At 43.4% G+C, this 18,042-nt stretch carries 11 protein-coding genes; all 11 read left to right on the plus strand.

Going from position 1 to position 18,042, the window contains the following annotated elements; translation table 11 throughout:
- Positions 1 to 180: 180 nt before the first annotated feature.
- The 11 genes from ASG89_RS05350 to ASG89_RS05395 all read left to right on the plus strand — a co-directional run bounded on the left by ASG89_RS05350 (position 181) and on the right by ASG89_RS05395 (position 18,039).
- Complete coding sequence (locus ASG89_RS05350; protein WP_157276533.1) at positions 181 to 2,571, plus strand: hypothetical protein; 2,391 nt, start codon at positions 181 to 183, stop codon at positions 2,569 to 2,571.
- 59 nt (positions 2,572 to 2,630) lie between these two features.
- Complete coding sequence (locus ASG89_RS05355; protein WP_057309412.1) at positions 2,631 to 7,526, plus strand: pectinesterase family protein; 4,896 nt, start codon at positions 2,631 to 2,633, stop codon at positions 7,524 to 7,526.
- A gap of 16 nt (positions 7,527 to 7,542) precedes the next feature.
- Positions 7,543 to 8,790, plus strand: a complete 1,248-nt coding sequence (locus ASG89_RS05360) for an OmpL47-type beta-barrel domain-containing protein (protein WP_057309414.1) — start codon at positions 7,543 to 7,545, stop codon at positions 8,788 to 8,790.
- 57 nt (positions 8,791 to 8,847) lie between these two features.
- Positions 8,848 to 8,952 (plus strand): stalk domain-containing protein, encoded by a 105-nt coding sequence (locus ASG89_RS35410; RefSeq protein WP_268795590.1) that lies wholly within the window; start codon positions 8,848 to 8,850, stop codon positions 8,950 to 8,952.
- 330 nt (positions 8,953 to 9,282) lie between these two features.
- On the plus strand, positions 9,283 to 10,875 hold the full coding sequence (locus ASG89_RS05365) for a spore germination protein (RefSeq protein WP_057309416.1): 1,593 nt from the start codon (positions 9,283 to 9,285) through the stop codon (positions 10,873 to 10,875).
- Between the two features lie 51 nt (positions 10,876 to 10,926).
- Complete coding sequence (locus tag ASG89_RS05370; protein ID WP_057309418.1) at positions 10,927 to 12,141, plus strand: Ger(x)C family spore germination protein; 1,215 nt, start codon at positions 10,927 to 10,929, stop codon at positions 12,139 to 12,141.
- A 15-nt stretch (positions 12,142 to 12,156) separates the two neighbouring features.
- Entirely contained in the window at positions 12,157 to 13,248 is a 1,092-nt protein-coding gene (locus tag ASG89_RS05375) for a GerAB/ArcD/ProY family transporter (RefSeq protein ID WP_057309420.1), read from the plus strand.
- 95 nt (positions 13,249 to 13,343) lie between these two features.
- Positions 13,344 to 14,351: a LacI family DNA-binding transcriptional regulator gene (locus ASG89_RS05380; RefSeq protein WP_235549617.1), complete on the plus strand. Its 1,008-nt coding sequence runs from the start codon at positions 13,344 to 13,346 to the stop codon at positions 14,349 to 14,351.
- 86 nt (positions 14,352 to 14,437) lie between these two features.
- Positions 14,438 to 15,352, plus strand: a complete 915-nt coding sequence (locus tag ASG89_RS05385; protein ID WP_235549618.1) for an ABC transporter permease — start codon at positions 14,438 to 14,440, stop codon at positions 15,350 to 15,352.
- Positions 15,353 to 15,375: 23 nt separating this feature from the next.
- Complete coding sequence (locus ASG89_RS05390) at positions 15,376 to 16,263, plus strand: carbohydrate ABC transporter permease (RefSeq protein ID WP_057309424.1); 888 nt, start codon at positions 15,376 to 15,378, stop codon at positions 16,261 to 16,263.
- A gap of 117 nt (positions 16,264 to 16,380) precedes the next feature.
- Complete coding sequence (locus ASG89_RS05395; protein WP_057309426.1) at positions 16,381 to 18,039, plus strand: extracellular solute-binding protein; 1,659 nt, start codon at positions 16,381 to 16,383, stop codon at positions 18,037 to 18,039.
- Positions 18,040 to 18,042: the final 3 nt, after the last annotated feature.

Here is an 18,042-nt window from a genome sequence, read left to right on the forward strand (position 1 = left end):
ATACATTTTAGACAAAACATTGAGAAAATTGCCACAGGAATCAATCATCTACATAGAAATGCAAGCGCTACCAAATACTTTGTCGAGAAAGGGGGGATCATTGGAATTCATTGAAATAACGTCCAACTGACTTTGAAGGTTTACTTAAACCTATTTTTTCACATTCGGAGGTGTACAAATTTGCGTAATCAGATACAACGAATCCTTTGCTTCACTTTATTATTGATCGTGCTTGCAGGAGGCGGAATGCCGGGGTACTCCGTTCCTACAGTTGCAGCAGACTCAGTAGTTGCTCCTACCACTTTATTGGACAAAGATTTTTCCAACGCGGCAGAAGGACAATCGGCGTCGCAGCTTGGGTTCGATTATTCCACACTTCCTTCTGGCGCCACGAGCAGCGCAGTCGTTGAGGTTGAGCCCGTAACCAGTCAAAAAGCGATGCATCTGAGGGTAAACGGTGCAGGTACTAGCCAGTTCCTGATCAATAAAACGTTCAGCGAATCCAAAAACGGTACCGTTTCAGCAGAGATAACTTTTCTGCAGCCAGGCACTTCCAAAGCCAAAGATCAACTTATTTACCTCACGAATGGGGCAGGCACCAAATCGCTAGTCATTGCGGGATTGGATGCTTCGAAAGGTGTGGTTTACTGGCCTGATACAGCGCCAGTCGATCTGAAAACAGCCTATCAATTAAATACCTGGCACACTATTAAAGTTGAACTTAATACATTGACGAAGCGATTTAACATGTGGTTTGACGGGACGCTTATTTCAGCTAGAAAAAATACAAACGATGCCATTGATGTGAAAAAAATATCCATCGGCACCCCGGCAGGAAATGGCGAACTTTATGTACGAAGCATCAAAGTAACGCATACGGTCCCTAATTATTTACCGGCAAAGCCGAAAATCGCTTATTGGGTTGGTCGGGATAAATCCATTGCGATGTGGATCGAACCGAATGCTTGGGCTTCTAAGTATAGTATTAAGATAAAGGAGAAAGCGGAAGATCCGTGGTATACGACAGCCACTTACACGTCTATTCCAACGTCAATTCCGCCTTATGCGTCTCCTTCAGCGAGTAAAATTTGGGATCCTGTGACCAATACGGCTGTGGCTTTAACCAATGGTAAGACATACATCGTAGGTGTAGCGGTGATTACCAGAGATGAAACAGCAAAAATTGATTATGAGGGTGAGATTTCCGAATTTACGGCCACCCCCTATGCGGTTACACCGATCGAAACACCTGATACGAACGTGATTGGTACTGTTACGGCATACAACAATTATAACGCGAACAGGTGGTCAATTAACTCCGGACTTCATGTGGGTGATGAACCATTTGCAGATCGAACGGCTGTCCTCAAGATAACCGCTCTTCCCGAAACATACAGCAACATGGACTGGATCAAAACGCATGCAGACACCATGAAATATACTGGAAGCACCACGGGTATGCAGATTGCTACTTTCCCAGTCCGCGATAAAGCTTCGGTTTTCGTGGCCATGGACCAAAGGGAAGCACCGCCTGCATGGCTATCGTCTTCAACAGGCTGGGTAGATACTGGTGATGCTATACAATTAGCGGACACTGCACTGACGTACTCATTTAAAATTTACGAAAAGAAATTTGCCTCCGGTGAAACGGTTACCATGGGTCTCAATCAGGCGACCGATTATAATGCAGGCAAAAACGCCGGTTACTTCGTAATGACTGAGCGGGTTCCGACTGGTTTGAAAGCGGATCCATTCGTAAATTGGACAAATACATCCACTTACACATTGCACGGTTCTTTAGAAGAAGCTGGTGTAACTCTGGCAGTCTATAACAATCAAACGCTTGTTCATGAAAGCGTGATCGCACAAACGGAATTTTCTTTGGATGTTGCGCTGACCCCTGGTGTTAATAACATTGAATTAATCGCAAGAAGAGCTGGCAGTTCTTACTCAGATCACATTTCTGGCGTTGTTCATCTGGATTCGGATGCTCCCGATCTACAAATGGATGTTCCACCCACGACTGTCAAAGACTTTCTGTTCAATGTGCAAGGAATTGTTGATGAGGAATCGCAAATAACGATCAAGAACAATGGAGCATCGGTTGCAGATTCCGTCTACACGTCAAGTAACACACCATTTATCTATCCAGTGCAGTTGGCAGAAGGATTGAACCAGATCGAGATTTCCGCAAAGGATGCTGCCGGTAATGAGAGTAAGAAAAGCTTCGAGATCGAATACATGTTCTGGGCAGGGAAGCCTGAATTTTACAATTTAAACGAAATTCAAATGACAACGTTAGTCTCATCAACAGATATGATAGCGCAGAAGCAAATCACAAATGCAACACAGATTTCGAAGCCAATTACCCTGTTTGTCGTATTGCTTGATTCGAACAAGAAAATGGTGGATTTTTCGACACTGATTGAAGAGTTGGGTCCAGGGGAAACAAAAACGTTGAGCACTGGTTTTTTACTTCCTACAAACGTGAGCGGCTACAGTTTAAAAGCATTTATATGGGACAGCTTGGATGGGATGAAGCCGTTATCGGATGAATCGATCATTCAATAGATCTGGAGCATTGCGGTGAAATAAGATTTGCAAAAGCAAAACTCTAAGGAGGTTAAACCATGAAGAAAGCCCTAAGCATAGGGATGTGCCTTTTGCTTGGATTAAACGTATTCCCGCTTATCCTACATGCTGAAACGTTGGCGACAATTCCAGTGGCACAATCAACTTCGGTACTGACGAATCCAACTGGGGTAACGGCCGTTTCAGGCGATAATCGAGTTGATTTATCTTGGAATTCAGTATCAGGAGCTATTTCGTACAAGGTAAAACGAAGTTTGGTAAACGGTGGACCATATGAAACAATCTCAAGCAATATTTCGAATATAACCTATACGGATACTTCAGCTATGAACGGGACGGTTTACTATTATGTCGTGACAGCAGTCGGTTCAACGCTTGAGAGTATGATCTCGAATCAGACTAAAGCTCTTCCGTATATTTCGATTCCGGGAGCACCTGCGGTGCCTGCGGATTTCTCAGCCACAGCAAACGACGGAAGTGTAGAATTATCGTGGTCGTCAGTGCCGGGAACGGTCTCTTATTCGATAAAAAGAAGTGAGACGAGCGGCGGACCCTATACGGTTGTAAATAGTAACCAAACTTCAACGACCTATAGGGATTCTTCCATTACAAACGGGAAGCAATATTATTATGTCGTTTCTGCTGTTAATACGAACGGTGAGAGTCAAAATACGGAAGAAATTATTGTAGCGCCTGCTAGGGTTGTTACGGTAGCACAGGATGGAAGCGGTGATTTCACTAACATTACGGATGCGCTTGCAACTATACCGGTTAACAATAATGCTCGTACGGTCATTTATGTGAAGAAGGGGACCTATCGGGAAAGATCAATCATAACTGCTCCTTATGTAAGCCTTGTAGGGGCTGGGCAGGATGAGACGAAAATTGTTTACGACCTTTCAAATGCAGATATGCCTAACCAAGCTGTCAATGGCGCAACGGTAGCTGTAAGCGGCGATAATTTTACTGCTGCTAATCTGACGATTGAAAATGATTCCAAGCCGAGCGATGGTCAGGCTTTGGCCTTATCTGTCAATGCGGACAAAGCTGTGTTTGAGAACGTTAAGCTTATCGGTTATCAGGATACATTGTACGCGGGTATCCGGACAGCTAGTCCAAGACTTGGCAGACAGTATTATCACAATAGTGAGATAAGGGGACGTACAGACTTTATCTATGGTCCAGCCAGTGCAGCCGTGTTCGATCATGTCGATGCAGTTAGTATTAATGCAGGGGAAACGGGCGGTTACGTAACGGCTGCTGCAACAAAAAATGAAACAGACCCCGGCCTTGTGTTCATGAACTCAAGGCTGTTGAGAGACAGCTCTACAAATGGCCTTCACTATCTAGGCCGTCCGTGGCAGGATAAACCGTCGACGCGATACATTAACACCTGGATGGATAGTCATATCCATACGGAAGGCTGGACACCTATGCAAGTTCCGCCTTACTTCTACGGCGAATATAACAGCAGTGGTCCAGGGGCAAGTCCAGCAACTCGGGTCATGGGAACTCAAATGACAGCCGAGGAAGCCAGCGCATTGACGATTCCACGTATGTTCGACGGATGGGATCCGAGTAAAGCAGTGATTATTCCCAAGATGTTTCCTCTAATAACAACTGCGGTTGCTCCTGCTCTTCCTGATGGGCTTAACGGTGCTTATACCAAGCCGGTGGTTGTTTATATGGAAGAAGATGGTAGTCTTCCGGAAGATAATCGAGTTCAGTATCGAATAAACGGCGGAGAATGGACTGAATATGCGGCAGAATTCGAAGTCGGTCAACCCGGTAAGAATTTGATCGAATATCGATATGTTAACAAAGCAGGTAATGCAAGTGCAGTTAAACATGTAAGCGTTGAAATCGATCCAACAGCTGCAACCAGAGTACCGGCTTTCCCTGGGGCTGAAGGAGCGGCCATGTATGCCAAAGGTGGCCGTGGGGGACAGGTTTATGAAGTAACGAACCTACTGGATTATGACACGACGAAGGGCGAAGCGGCAATACCGGGATCTTTGCGCGACGCCGTGAGCACGGGAAATCGGACGGTTGTGTTTCGAATATCAGGTACAATTAACCTAAAGAGAGGATTGGATATTACGTCCGGGAATCTGACGATTGCAGGACAGACGGCGCCGGGAGACGGTATTGCAATTAGCGGATATATGGTCAAGTTTGGAAATAACGATGTAGGAACAGATTTAATTATTCGCTATCTTCGTTTTCGAAATGGCATTAACGTGTTAAGTGATTCGGCTGATATTGCGGGCAACAATATTATTGTCGATCACTGCTCCTTCAGCTGGAGCTCAGATGAGACGTTCTCTGTGAAAAATCGTAAAAACTTTACAGTCCAGTGGAGCATCATTAGTGACAGCCTGAATCAGTCGATTCACGGTAAGGGAGCACACGGCTACGGGGGAATATGGGGAGGAACGAATGCATCCTATCATCATAATCTGATTGCCAATCATAACAGTAGAAACCCGCGTTTTGACCGGCAAACCGATCCGGACAATTATCCGACGAAAATAGACTATCGGAATAATGTTGTTTATAACTGGGGGGCTAACTCTGCGTACGGCGGCGAACAGTCAACGGGCATCAACATGATTAACAATTACTACAAACCAGGTCCAAGTACGTTCGATAACGTTAGAAATCGGATCGTCGCTCCATCCGGTGCAAGCTTTAGCGGTACCTGGTATATTGACGGCAACTTCATTGAAGACGCAGCCGATGTTTCGGCAAATAACTGGGTGACGAACAGCAATGGATCATGGAAAGCCATCAATCCAGAAGGACCCTTGCTCCGCAAGTATGAGCCAATGGTCATACCGGACGCAGCGGATCCAATCGGCGGTCCCGTATCGACTGACACTGCACAAGTCGCCTATGAAAAGGTACTGCAAGGCGCTGGCGCCTCATTGCCTAAACGGGATTCGTTGGATGCTCGTATTCTGAATGACGTCAGAAATGGAACTGGTAGAATTACCAATACGATCCAGAGTGATGGAGGATTACCTGAATTAAATACAACACCTGCGCCTCAGGACAACGATCACGACGGGATGGTGGATGCTTGGGAAACAGCCAAGCTACTCAATCCGAATGATCCGTCAGACGGAACAGGAATTGCTGGAAACGGGTACACCAATTTGGAAAACTATATCAATTCCCTCGTGGGTTCGGTTTCCGATAACCCGACAATTACGACAACAAACCCTGTGCACCAAGCATCGTTTGAAGTTGAATCTCCCATTTTGATAACTGCCGATGCAGCGGATAATGAGGGAATTGCAAAGGTTAAGTTTTATGCGGGTGATCAGGAGCTTGGTGATGACTTAACAGCGCCATTTTCTTTCAACTGGGAAAATGCCCCGAAAGGCGAGCATTACATTTACACAAAAGCTATTGATAACGCAGGTTATATGACGCTATCCGCTGTAAGTATTATTTATGTGAATGGACCTGACAACATTGCTCCTTGGACATCACAAGATATTGGCCCTGTAGCAATTGCAGGCAGCGCTAGCTTGGATGGAACCACATACACGGTGAAAGGTTCCGGTGAAGTGAGAAACGGTTCAGATTCTTTCCATTATGTGTACCAGCCTGTTCACGGAAACTTTGAGATGCTCGCCTATGTCAACTTTGATTCCGAAATCGATGATGTGGCTAAGGCTGGTTTGATGATACGCGGCAGTTTAGCAGCTAATTCACCCGCTGCAGCTGTTGTCTTATCACCAGAATCGGATGAAAACATTGATACGAGCGGAAGGAAAGCTCTCTTTATGAATCGTACCAATACGGGTGGGAGCTATAGCACAAATAGTGTGTCATCAAGCACGCTCAAAGCACCTTTCTGGTTGAAAATCGTAAGAAACGAAAATGTTGTTTCCGGTTTTGTGTCTACAGACAAAAATAGTTGGGCGTTGGTAGACTATGCAGATGTCACATTACCAGATGAAGTCTTCGTCGGTATGGCAGTTGACGCAGGGAAAGCAACAAGCAATTCTGATTATTTAACAGCTGCAACATTCACAGATGTGAGTTTTCAGCGATCTGCCGGATTTACTGTGAAAAACCCAGTAAGTGAAACCGTTAATATTCCTGCTTACACCGTTGCGGGAACGATGATCGATGGAGCCAAATTGACGATAACGAATAATGGCTCAACCGTCGTAGACGCTGTAAATACAGATGCCGGAACGGACTTTGAGCACAAAATTCAGCTTAGCGATGGTGTTAACATCATCACAATCTCAGCAAGTAGCGACACGCTGGGTGATGTCATAAATACCAAAACAATCACAGTAACTTACAATAAATCCGCGGTAGTCATAACAAGTGAAATACCTGCGACGGTTAACACTTCTAACTTTAACTTATTGGCGAGCATAAGCAGAAACGCCAGTGTTACGGTTAAAATGAATGGAACTACGGTGTTGGATCAAGCTGCTAAACCGGCAAACGAACCGTTCAACATTCCGTTACTCTTACAGGAAGGTCCTAACGAAATCGTCATTTATGCCGTTGATGAGTATGGAATAGATGCGACAAATACGTACGCAATAACCTATGTTCAAGATTGGGGCACCGGACTGTTTGCTTTCTCAGGATTGGCCTTTCATGATTTGAGCGGGAATGCGCTTTCCGGTTTAGAAGGTTCGCAGGATACGATGGTGACTGTGAACATCCATAACAATTCCCAAGTAGCCCAAAACGGTGTATTTGTTATCGCGCTTTATGATCCACTAGACCGGAAAGTAAAATACGCTTTCGTCAAACAGCTGGTTCCCGGAGAAGGGGATAAACAAATCAAAGCGATTCTGAATATGCCAAAGGATGTCACCGGTTACAAAGTAAAGGTGTATGCACTTAATAAAATATCCGATAGCACGCCAATTTCCAACACCATCATTAGTCCTTAAAAAGGGGGGGAAACGATTGAGAAGATGGTCAATAATCATACTGTCACTCCTATTGTGCTTCGGAATGGTTGCTCCACTCGCGATGGCTTCATCTTTGACGGTAAGCGCATCGTTTGACAACATCACCCGAACCGCAACGATTTCAGGCCAACTTGGCTCAGAGGAAGGGCGCATCATAAGTGTTCAAGTAAGAAACCCATTGAATCAAATCGATTATTTGAATCAAAGCATTAGCGGTCCAGACGGAACTTACCAGTTTATATATATAATCAGTCAAGAAGTTACGGGAGCGTATCTAGTAACCGTTGGCGGCCAGAATGCCGACTCGCTTGCTACTGCCACATTTACGGTTGAACCGTCTATCGTGGAGCTTGAGTCAAAAGTGTCGCCAGAGCAGCCTGATGGCAAAGAGGGTTGGTACTTACATCCTGTGACAGTTACCATCGAAGCTACGAACGGAATGCAAGAGAACAATATGATCCAATACCGCATCAATCAAGGGCAGTGGAAAACATACACTACAGCGATTGATGTGAAAACAGATGGAACTCATACGATTGAATACCGAAGTGTTGATCAGCAAGGGATTCCCGGCAACGTAAAATCAACGATCATTAAATTGGATTCCAAAGCACCGGTTACCACTGCAGAAGCAAGTCCGATTGATGGAATGAACGGTTGGTATAAGTCGAACCCGACAGTGAACCTCATGGCATCAGATAACATTTCCGTCACACAAACGGTGTATCGTGTCGATGGTTCTGAGTGGACGACTTACTCTCAGCCGGTTACATTGTCCGTTTCTGGCATCCATACGCTTGAGTACAAGAGTATGGACCAAGCAGGAAATGAAGAAGCCGTAAAATCATTGTCGCTGAAATTAGATAATGTGGCTCCAGAACTAAGTGTCACTTTGGATAAAACCACGTTATGGCCTGCGAACAAAAAGCTGGTTACCGTTACAGCCAATGTTTATGCAGCGGATGATATTTCCCAAACCAGCAGCATTGTTCTGACCTCAATAACAAGCAATGAGAAGTTACAGAGTGACGATATTCAAGATGCACGTTACGGCATGTTCGATACGTCCTTTAGTCTTCGAGCAGAGAGAAAGGGGGGAGGTTCTGGGAGGGTTTATACTATAACGTACACGGCTATAGACCTAGCAGGGAATAAAACAATCGCAACAGCAATAATTAAAGTGCCTCACGACCAAGGACATACTAGCGATGAACCGTTAACGGAAAGCGAGAATGGAAATTAGTCATAATGAAAACCAGAAGTAAAGGAGAAGTAAAGGAATTAGATAAAGAAGTTCATAATCAACGGAAGTACATTTGTCCCTATCAGACTTGTCAGTGAAGGATTAGGCGCTGAGGTTACTTGGGATGCATCTAACAAGACAGTTGTAATAATAACTAATTAATAACAATTTTGAAGAAATGTTAGGATCAAATAATACTTTGTATAACCTAACGAATTCTGGAACAACAAAAACGGAGCGCCGCGGGTTTGCGGGCTCCGTTTTCTAATTAATTATGGAATATCACAGTGTGAAATTCCATAATTAATTGGAATTGTTTCAAAAATCGATTGAATTGATTTTTATGCAAATGACTGAATAGAAAAATACAAGGGTAGGCGATGATGAACATTGCCTACCCTTGTATTTTTGTAATGGAGAGATCACGTATAACTAATGAAAGCCAAGGCGAAAATGAATGTTAATACATATAAGTTCTAAGTAGGAGTATTGATGAACAAATTTCTACAGCGTTTTGCTCCGAAATATAATACGAGATCGCAACAAGCCACTCAAGTAAACACGGAACAAGCCGATATACTATCAAATAGCCTACAGGGAAATATCAAGAAAATATCTGCGTTAACCGGTAACAGCTCAGATGTTGTCATCCGTACATTTCAAGGGGCTAATAGTTTACCTATGGCTATCATATATATAAGCGTTTTAACCGATACGGTGGTCATAAACGATCACATCATGAATCCGATTATGTCCGATGCAGAAGCAAATGAAGCTCAACAGAGGAACTTATCCGATTCTTTGATGGTTATTAAAGACAAGATTCTTACCGTTAGTTCCACAAATATAGTAAGTAAAATAGACGATTTCATGTCTGCTCTATACAGCGGATCTACCGTTATTCTCGCGGAGGGCTGGGTTCAGGGCATATCCGCAAGTTCTGCGAAATGGATGCAAAGGGGCGTAGAGGAACCCTCATCTCAGTCTGTTATTCGCGGACCCAAAGATGGATTCACCGAGGATATTAGCACGAATGTAGCATTACTTCGGCGCAGAATCAAAAGTCCGAATCTATGGAAAATTGACAGGCGAATTGGATTGGTGACGCAAACAGACGTTAGTGTTATGTATCTGAAAGGCACCGCCAATGATGCAGTCGTGAATGAAGTGCTTCAACGGCTGGATCGCATCGAAATAGACGGCATACTGGAAAGTGGCTATTTGGAAGAATTTATTCAAGATCAAACCTTTACCCCGTTTCCAACAATGATTAACACGGAACGCCCCGACACGGTTGCGGGTTCTATCTTGGATGGGCAGGTTGCGGTTCTAGTGGATGGAACTCCCTTTGTTCTGGTGCTCCCGATCACTTTTCTTAAGTTTTTTGTGGCCAGTGAAGACTATTATCAAAGGTTCGATATTTCTACTTTTTTGCGAATTTTGCGCTTCTTTGCGTTTACTATTTCTATGATTCTACCCTCCTTATATATTGCAATAACAACGTTTCATCAAGAAATGTTACCTACAACTCTCTTGGTTAGCCTTGCTGCACAAAGAGAAGGAATTCCTTTTCCTGCATTCTTTGAAGCTCTATTGATGGAGATAACATTTGAAGTGTTAAGGGAAGCGGGGGTTCGAATGCCTAGAGCCATCGGTTCTGCAATTTCCATCGTTGGAGCTCTTGTTTTGGGACAGGCAGCAGTTGAAGCTGGGCTAGTCTCGGCAGCCATGGTGATCGTGGTAGCCTTTACGGCGATCTCCAGCTTCGTCGTTCCGGCTTTTAATATCTCAATTGCCGCCCGATTGATTCGGTTCATACTAATGGTTTTTGCCGCAGTTTTAGGATTGTTCGGGATTATGTCGGGGCTTTTTTTTCTATTGCTCCATATGTTGTCTCTACGCTCTTTTGGAGTTCCTTACATGGCACCCATAGCACCTTTTATACCAAGTAACTTAAAAGATACGGTGATCAGGGTGCCTTGGTGGATGATGGTAACCAGACCGCGTCTATTCGCTAAGAATAATTATGTGCGCCAACAAGTAAACTTACGTCCGGAGCCCTCCGATAAGGAGAAAGAAAAGTAATCGTCTGTCATTCATACGGGCAGGGAAACGGATATCAAGGGGGATTAGGAAGTGAAACGATGGATAATCCTGCTGTTGATCACCATTATGCTAATCGTTAATAGTGGTTGTTCAAACCATATCGAACTAAACAAATTGGGGATTATCAGCGCAATAGCCTTTGATTTAGATGAAAATAATCAATGGGTATTGACCTTTCAAATTATCATACCGAAGTCAACTCAGAGTAAATCTGGCGGAGGCAGTTCCCAATCTCCAGTTACCGTCTTTTCATCGAAAGGGAAGACCATACAGGAGGCCATTCAAAAGAGTGATTTGGAGGCTCCACGCCACCTTTTTTTTTCCCATACTCGGGTCATTATTATTAGCCAACGTGTTGCTAAATATGGAGTCAATCAAATATTAGACGCTTATTTGAGAAGTTACGAATCAAGGGAAAATACGAATGTTCTCCTTTCGGATGGAGACGCAAAGCATGTACTTGAGATCCTTACTCCGTTAGAATCCATTCCCGGAAATGCGATTTCCAATTTGGTAAGTGAACAAGCAGACCGATTAACCAACCTAGTCCCTTCTAAAATGCACGAACTCATTTCTACAATGACAAATCCTACCGCTAGCTCTACTGTGCCAGAAATCAAAATCACAGGTCAGCGAGAGGGGCAAGATTCTTTAGATGCACTCAAAGAAACGCGTAAATCCACCGTATTGAAATTGGATAGAGTCGGGGTATTTAAGGAAGATAAATTTGCAGGATGGTTAAGCCGGAATGAAAGCATCGGAATCCCTTGGATAACGAATAAGATGAAGAAAATGACAATCGTTTTTTCTTGTGAAGGGGAGACCCAAAGTGAGAATCTATCCTCCTTTTTGGTTGAACAATCCCATACTAACTTAAACCCGAAAATTACGGACGGTAACTTGTTCATGTCCGTAGAAATTGAAGCCAAAGGAAATCTGAATGAAACGGCATGTAATCTGAAACTGAAAGAGCCTAAAACCTTACGTAAACTCGAGCTATATATCCAGGGACAAATAAAAAATGATGTCGAAGACTCCTTCCAAGCCGCGAAAAGGCTGAAAGCAGATATACTGGGCTTCGGTGACAAATTCCACGAGTCTTATCCGCAAGACTGGAAAGAACTGAGTAAGAACTGGGAGAAAGAGTTCGCTGATATCAGCTTGGACGTTAAAGTTCACGTAACGATCCGACGAACTGGAATGATTGATGACTCCTTTTCCAAGTTATCCGAAAAAAAAGAATGAGAAAGGAGGCATTTTATGGAGCGGATCAGCAAATATCAGTTAGGTGCGATGATTATCTTATTTCAAATTGGAAGCACGCCATTATTTGAAATAGGAATCAAAACCGGTCAAGATGCCTGGTTGGTGGTAGTCATTAGCATGCTGCTAGGATTACTGCTGCTTTTTCTTTTTTTGGCGATCCAATGTAGGGAACCTGAAAAAAATTTAAGTCAGATATTGATTACATATTTCGGTTCAATTGTGGGAAAGACGGTCTTATTCCTCTATGCCCTAATGTTTGCTTACGAAGCCATGCGAAATGTACGAGACTTTGGTGATCTTACGCTCTTGACTATTCTTCCAAAAGGTCCTATTTCAATCATTATGCTGATTATGGTGACTTTATCGATTTATGCGATATACAAGGGAATAGAAGTTTTTTTCCGTTTAGCCGAATATATTGTAGTGGGTGTGCTGACTTTTTATTTAATTTTGCTTATTATGCACTTTGTATCGGGTAATGTTCATTTTGACTATCTTCTACCGATGATGGAAAAAGGCATTCAACCTATATTAAAAGAAAGTACAGCTGAATCCGTTTGGTTTCCATTTGGTCAAATGGTGATTTTTCTCGTGTTCTGGAGTTATTTAGACGAGAAGAAAGAGATGACAAAAACGACGATTCGATCTTTTTTTGTATCCGGGATTGTTATCACTCTCTGCAATATAATGAATCTGATCGTTCTAGGTCCACGATTAGTTAACATAAGTACAGTACCTTTATTACAGTCGGTACAACTGATTCAGATTGCAGAAGTATTTGAGCGTTTCGATGCACTGGTTATCTTACTTTTTTACGCGGGAATATTAATCAAATCGACATTATGGTTTTTGGCCTCCGTACTTGGGTTATCTCAAATGTTTCATACAGACTATCGAAGGTTTGCGCTTCCTGTTGGGGGGCTTATTTATTTAACAGCTTTTCTGCCTACAAGTTGGCAGTCACATTTAGAGATTGGGAGAATCGTAGCGAATCAATTTATGGTCAACAAGATTTTTATTGGAATCATACCGTCTATTCTTTTTCTCGTTATGTTAATGAAAGGTCGTGGGAACAAACCGCATTAAATCCTTATAATACCATTGACAACTTAAATAGAGGGAATCTATAATGATTAAGAAAACGGTTACGTAAACGTTTTTCTGGGAAAAGAGGGGCAATTATGATGCGTTCGGGTATTAAGCAGGTAGCCGAGCATGCGGGCGTTTCAATAGCATCTGTGTCTCATGTTATTAATAGCACCCGCTATGTATCGGATGAAGTTAAGCGCAAGGTTTACCAGGCGATGCAAGAGCTTGATTACCGTCCCAATTCAGCAGCCAGAAGCCTGCGCAGCCAGAAATCTAACACGATCGGCCTTATTGTGCCGGTTCTTCCCTCGGATACTTCTAATTTCTTCTTTATGATGGTAGCGCAGGGGATTCAGTATACATTGAAGCAGCACGGCTATCATTTACTATTGAGCAACAATACAACGGAACAAATTGAAGATGAACAAGAGCAGATTAAATTATTTAATTCTAAGCTGATTGACGGTTTGTTCATTGCTTCTATTGCTGAAGATGTCAGTTATTTAACCGATATCGTGCGTTCGAATTATCCTGTCGTGTTTATCGACCGTAAACCTACTGGTTATATTGGGGATTGCGTGCTGGCTGACGGTATTGGAGGCGCGTATGAGGCAGTCCAAACCCTTATTATTAAAGGCCACCGTCGCATTGGGATGCTAACAGGAGAGCTTGGTATTACAACAAGCAATGAGCGCTATGAGGGATATATCAAAGCACTGACAGACCACAACATTCCATTCGATTCTTCCATTGTGAGGATTGCGGAATCCAACCTTGAGAGCGGTTACGAGGGCGTCAAAGATCTGCTTGCGGAGAAAGAAATAACTGCGCTGTTCATTGCTAATAATGTGTTAACAATGGGAGCCATGAAATACATGCAAGAAAGTAGGATTCAAATCCCAACCGAGTTGGCTGTTATTGGCTTTGACGACTACGATTGGACTCAAATTACTTCCCCGCCGTTGTCGGTTATCCGGCAGCCATCTTATGAGATTGGCGTGAAGTCGGCAGAGATCATGTTAGAGCGGATTGAGAACCCGGGTACGATTAGCAAAGAATACAGACTGCCAACCTCGTTAATCCTACGAGGCTCATGTTAAAAAGCTGATCCAGCTTTTTTTTGACCTTTAGAAAAACGTTTACGCAAACGTTTTTCCATAAAATGAAAGGGGATGTATCATTCATAATGGTCACATTCAAAGAACCTCTCAAACAGATCAAAGCCAACTACGAGCTGTATCTTCTTATTATGCCAACTGTGATTTATTTCATTATTTTTAAATACTGGCCGATGTATGGGGTTCAAATCGCATTTAAGGATTTCATCGCATCCAAGGGTTTCTGGGATAGTCCCTGGGTAGGATTAACGCATTTCCAACGGTTCTTCGATTCTTTCAACTTCTGGACGGTCATTAAGAATACGTTAGGACTCAGTCTTTTCTCTTTAGTGGTTTCATTTCCGGTACCGATTCTAATTGCACTTATGCTTAATCAGCTGCTCCACGAAAGGTATAAACGTTTTATTCAAACGGTTATTTATGCTCCTTATTTCATCTCTACTGTGGTACTTGTTGGTATGATTTATGTTTTCTTATCCCCTGGCAGCGGGCTCATCAATCATATTATTCAACTGTTTGGCGGTGAGCCAATCTACTTTTTATCGAAGGCAGAATGGTTCAAAAGCCTGTATGTCTTCTCCGGCGTGTGGCAAGAAACAGGCTTTGCCTCGGTTATCTACTTAGCGGCGCTAGCCGGTATCGATCCGCATCTTCACGAAGCGGCAGTCGTGGACGGTGCAACGAAATGGCACCGAATTTGGCATATTGATATCCCTGGGATTCAGCCGACAATTCTCATATTGTTCATATTGGCGATCGGAAATCTCATGAATGTTGGATTTGAGAAAGCATTTCTCATGCAAAATGATCTAAACGCAAGTTCATCAGAGATTATTGCTACGTACGTGTACAAAATTGGTTTGCAGCGAGCGGAATACAGCTTCTCCGCAGCAGTTGGTTTGTTTAATTCCTTGATTAATTTTGTTCTCCTTATCTCCGTTAACCGCATTGTCAAAAAAGTAAACGGCAGTAGCCTATTTTAAAAAGAGAGGAGGGACTTCACATTATGATTACGGCTAAGAGCACCGCAGACAAGTGGTTCGATGCATTAAACATACTACTATTGAGTGGCTTTGCGATGCTCATATTATACCCGCTTTATTTCGTTGTCATAGCTTCCATCAGTGAGCCCGATCAAATTTATGCAGGCCATGTATGGCTTTGGCCTAAAGGCTTTACACTCGAGGGTTACACGAGAATTTTATCGGATCCACAGATATGGACTGGATATGGAAATTCAATTGTGTATGCAGTCACAAGTGCGCTGATCAGTGTTGCGCTTACGATAGGAGCCGCATATCCGCTTTCTCGTAAGGATTTTTATGGACGCAATGTGATTATGCTGTTTTTTGTATTTACGATGTTTTTCTCAGGCGGCTTAATTCCTACCTATTTGTTAGTCAAGCAATTAGGCATGGTGAACACGATTTGGTCAGTCATTTTGCCATCAGCCGTGGATGCATTCGGAATTATAATTGCCCGGACGTTCTTCCAATCCAGCATACCGGATGAACTTAGAGAAGCGGCATTCATGGATGGCTGCAGGAATACGCGATTTTTGTGGAGTGTTGTTGTTCCTTTATCCAAACCGATCATAGCTGTGCTAGTGTTATTTGCGGTTGTTCGGCAGTGGAACGGATTTTTTGATGCATTAATTTATTTGGAAAATGAAAAGCTGTATCCGCTTCAGCTAGTGTTGCGTAATATTCTAGTCCAAAGCCAGCCAATCGGCGACATGGTGTCGGATATTGACTCGCTTTTGGCTAAACAAAGGGTATCGGAACTAATCAAATATGGGGTCATTCTCATTGCAGCAGCACCACTGCTCATACTATACCCTTTCTTGCAGCGCTACTTCGTTAAAGGTGTTCTAATTGGTTCTGTAAAGGGTTAGAGATGCGAATGCCAAGCATGATTGGAGGTGGTGGCTGTCTTTCGGTGATATCTAAAGCGTGCATCCAGGGATCAGGTATAAATCTTAAGGGGTTACATATAACGAGGAGGATCGTATATGAAGAAAAAATTAACGACGCTAACGATGGTGACGATGTGCTTGAGTCTGGTGCTGGCAGCATGCAGTGACAAAACGCCAGATGTAAAAGATACGGCAGCCCCGCAAAACAGCGAGAATGCGGCAACCAAGAACTTTAACGAAACTGGATACCCGATCGTAAAGGATAAGGTAACACTGAAAATGCTATCGCCGAAAGCGCCGCTTGCGCCGAATTACGGAGAGATGGAAATCTTCAAACGTCTGGAAGAACAGACCAACGTACATGTGGACTGGGATAATGTGCCGGAGGCGAATTACAATGATAAGAAGAACATTCTGCTTGCCAGCTCCAACTTGCCAGATGTCTTCTACGGCGCGCGCTTTACAGATAACGATTTAATGAAATATAGCAAGGACGGCACGATTATTCCTTTAAATGACCTCATCGATAAGTATATGCCTAACATGAAGAAGCTATTTGAGAAAAGGCCAGAGCTGAAGGCGTTCGTTACCGCACCTGACGGGAAAATATACTCCCTTCCAGTTGCTGAAGAGCTGGGCAAAGGGCAAGCTGGCATCGGTTCGAACCCAGATTTCCTCTTCTTGAACAAAGCATGGCTGGATAAGCTGAGTTTGAAGATGCCTGAGAGCATTGAGGAGCTGCATGCTGTGCTTACTGCTTTCAAAACGAAAGACCCTAATGGTAACGGCAAAGCAGATGAAGTGCCGATGTCTTTTATGAATACCTTCTGGACCGGTGATATCGGTTATTTGTTCGGAGCTTTCGGAGTTCCTGACAAAACGTACCAACCTGGGGATAACTCGTTTATCGAACACTTGAATGTGAAAGACGGCAAAGTGAATTATGCGGCAATCGATCCGAAATACAAAGAAGCAGTTTCCTATTTTCACAAATGGGTTGAAGAGGGCCTTATTGATAAAGACTCCTTTACTTTCAACAACAATCCGGCTCCTTACTTCGCAAAAGGAAAAACAAAGGATGTTACGCTAGGCTCCTACCTCTGGTGGGAAGAGACGGAAATTGTCGGACCAGACCGTGCTAAGGATTATGCGCTCGTCCCTCCTTTCAAGGACATGGTCGTGAAATATAATAATGGCTCTCCATGGAGTCGTGGAGGTCCTGTCATCACGAAAGTGAACAAAAATCCTGAAATCACAGCCAGATGGCTAGATTTGCAATATGAGCCGAAGATGGCTGCTCAGCTTCACTGGGGACCGATTGGTGTTGTATTTGATGAAAAAGACGGCAAGCTTGTACAGAAACCACTTGATGCAGGGGTAGCCGCAGGTGAATTCCGTCAAAAGGTTGCGCCGAACATGACGGGTGTCATCTTAGCTGAGGATTTCCAAAACCTCGTCGCTCCCGAGCCACGTGCATTGGAAAGAATGAATCGTATCAAGGATATCTTCGTTCAGCAGATGGAAAAAGAAAATTACCCGAGTATTTTCTTTACACCGGAGGAGCTGGATAAAATCAGCAAAATCAAACCCGATCTTGCCAAGCTGACCAATGAAAAACGCTCTAAATGGTTGATGGAAGGCGGCGTAGAGAAGGAGTGGGATGCTTATTTAGCGACGTTGAAGAAAATGGGATTAGATGATTTATTGAAAATCTACCAAGACGCATTGGACCGCTACATCAAAGCGTCCAAGTAATGA

Origin of the sequence: Paenibacillus sp. Soil766 (assembly GCF_001428105.1) — a bacterium.
Lineage (GTDB): Bacteria > Bacillota > Bacilli > Paenibacillales > NBRC-103111 > Paenibacillus_E.

Coding starts and splice junctions, on each gene's coding strand:
- ASG89_RS05390 (WP_057309424.1), top strand. CDS start 15,376: ATGATTACGGCTAAGAGCACCGCAGACAAGTGGTTCGATGCATTAAAC.
- ASG89_RS05365 (WP_057309416.1), top strand. CDS start 9,283: ATGAACAAATTTCTACAGCGTTTTGCTCCGAAATATAATACGAGATCG.
- ASG89_RS05375 (WP_057309420.1), top strand. CDS start 12,157: ATGGAGCGGATCAGCAAATATCAGTTAGGTGCGATGATTATCTTATTT.
- ASG89_RS05395 (WP_057309426.1), top strand. CDS start 16,381: ATGAAGAAAAAATTAACGACGCTAACGATGGTGACGATGTGCTTGAGT.
- ASG89_RS05380 (WP_235549617.1), top strand. CDS start 13,344: ATGATGCGTTCGGGTATTAAGCAGGTAGCCGAGCATGCGGGCGTTTCA.
- ASG89_RS05355 (WP_057309412.1), top strand. CDS start 2,631: ATGAAGAAAGCCCTAAGCATAGGGATGTGCCTTTTGCTTGGATTAAAC.
- ASG89_RS05385 (WP_235549618.1), top strand. CDS start 14,438: ATGGTCACATTCAAAGAACCTCTCAAACAGATCAAAGCCAACTACGAG.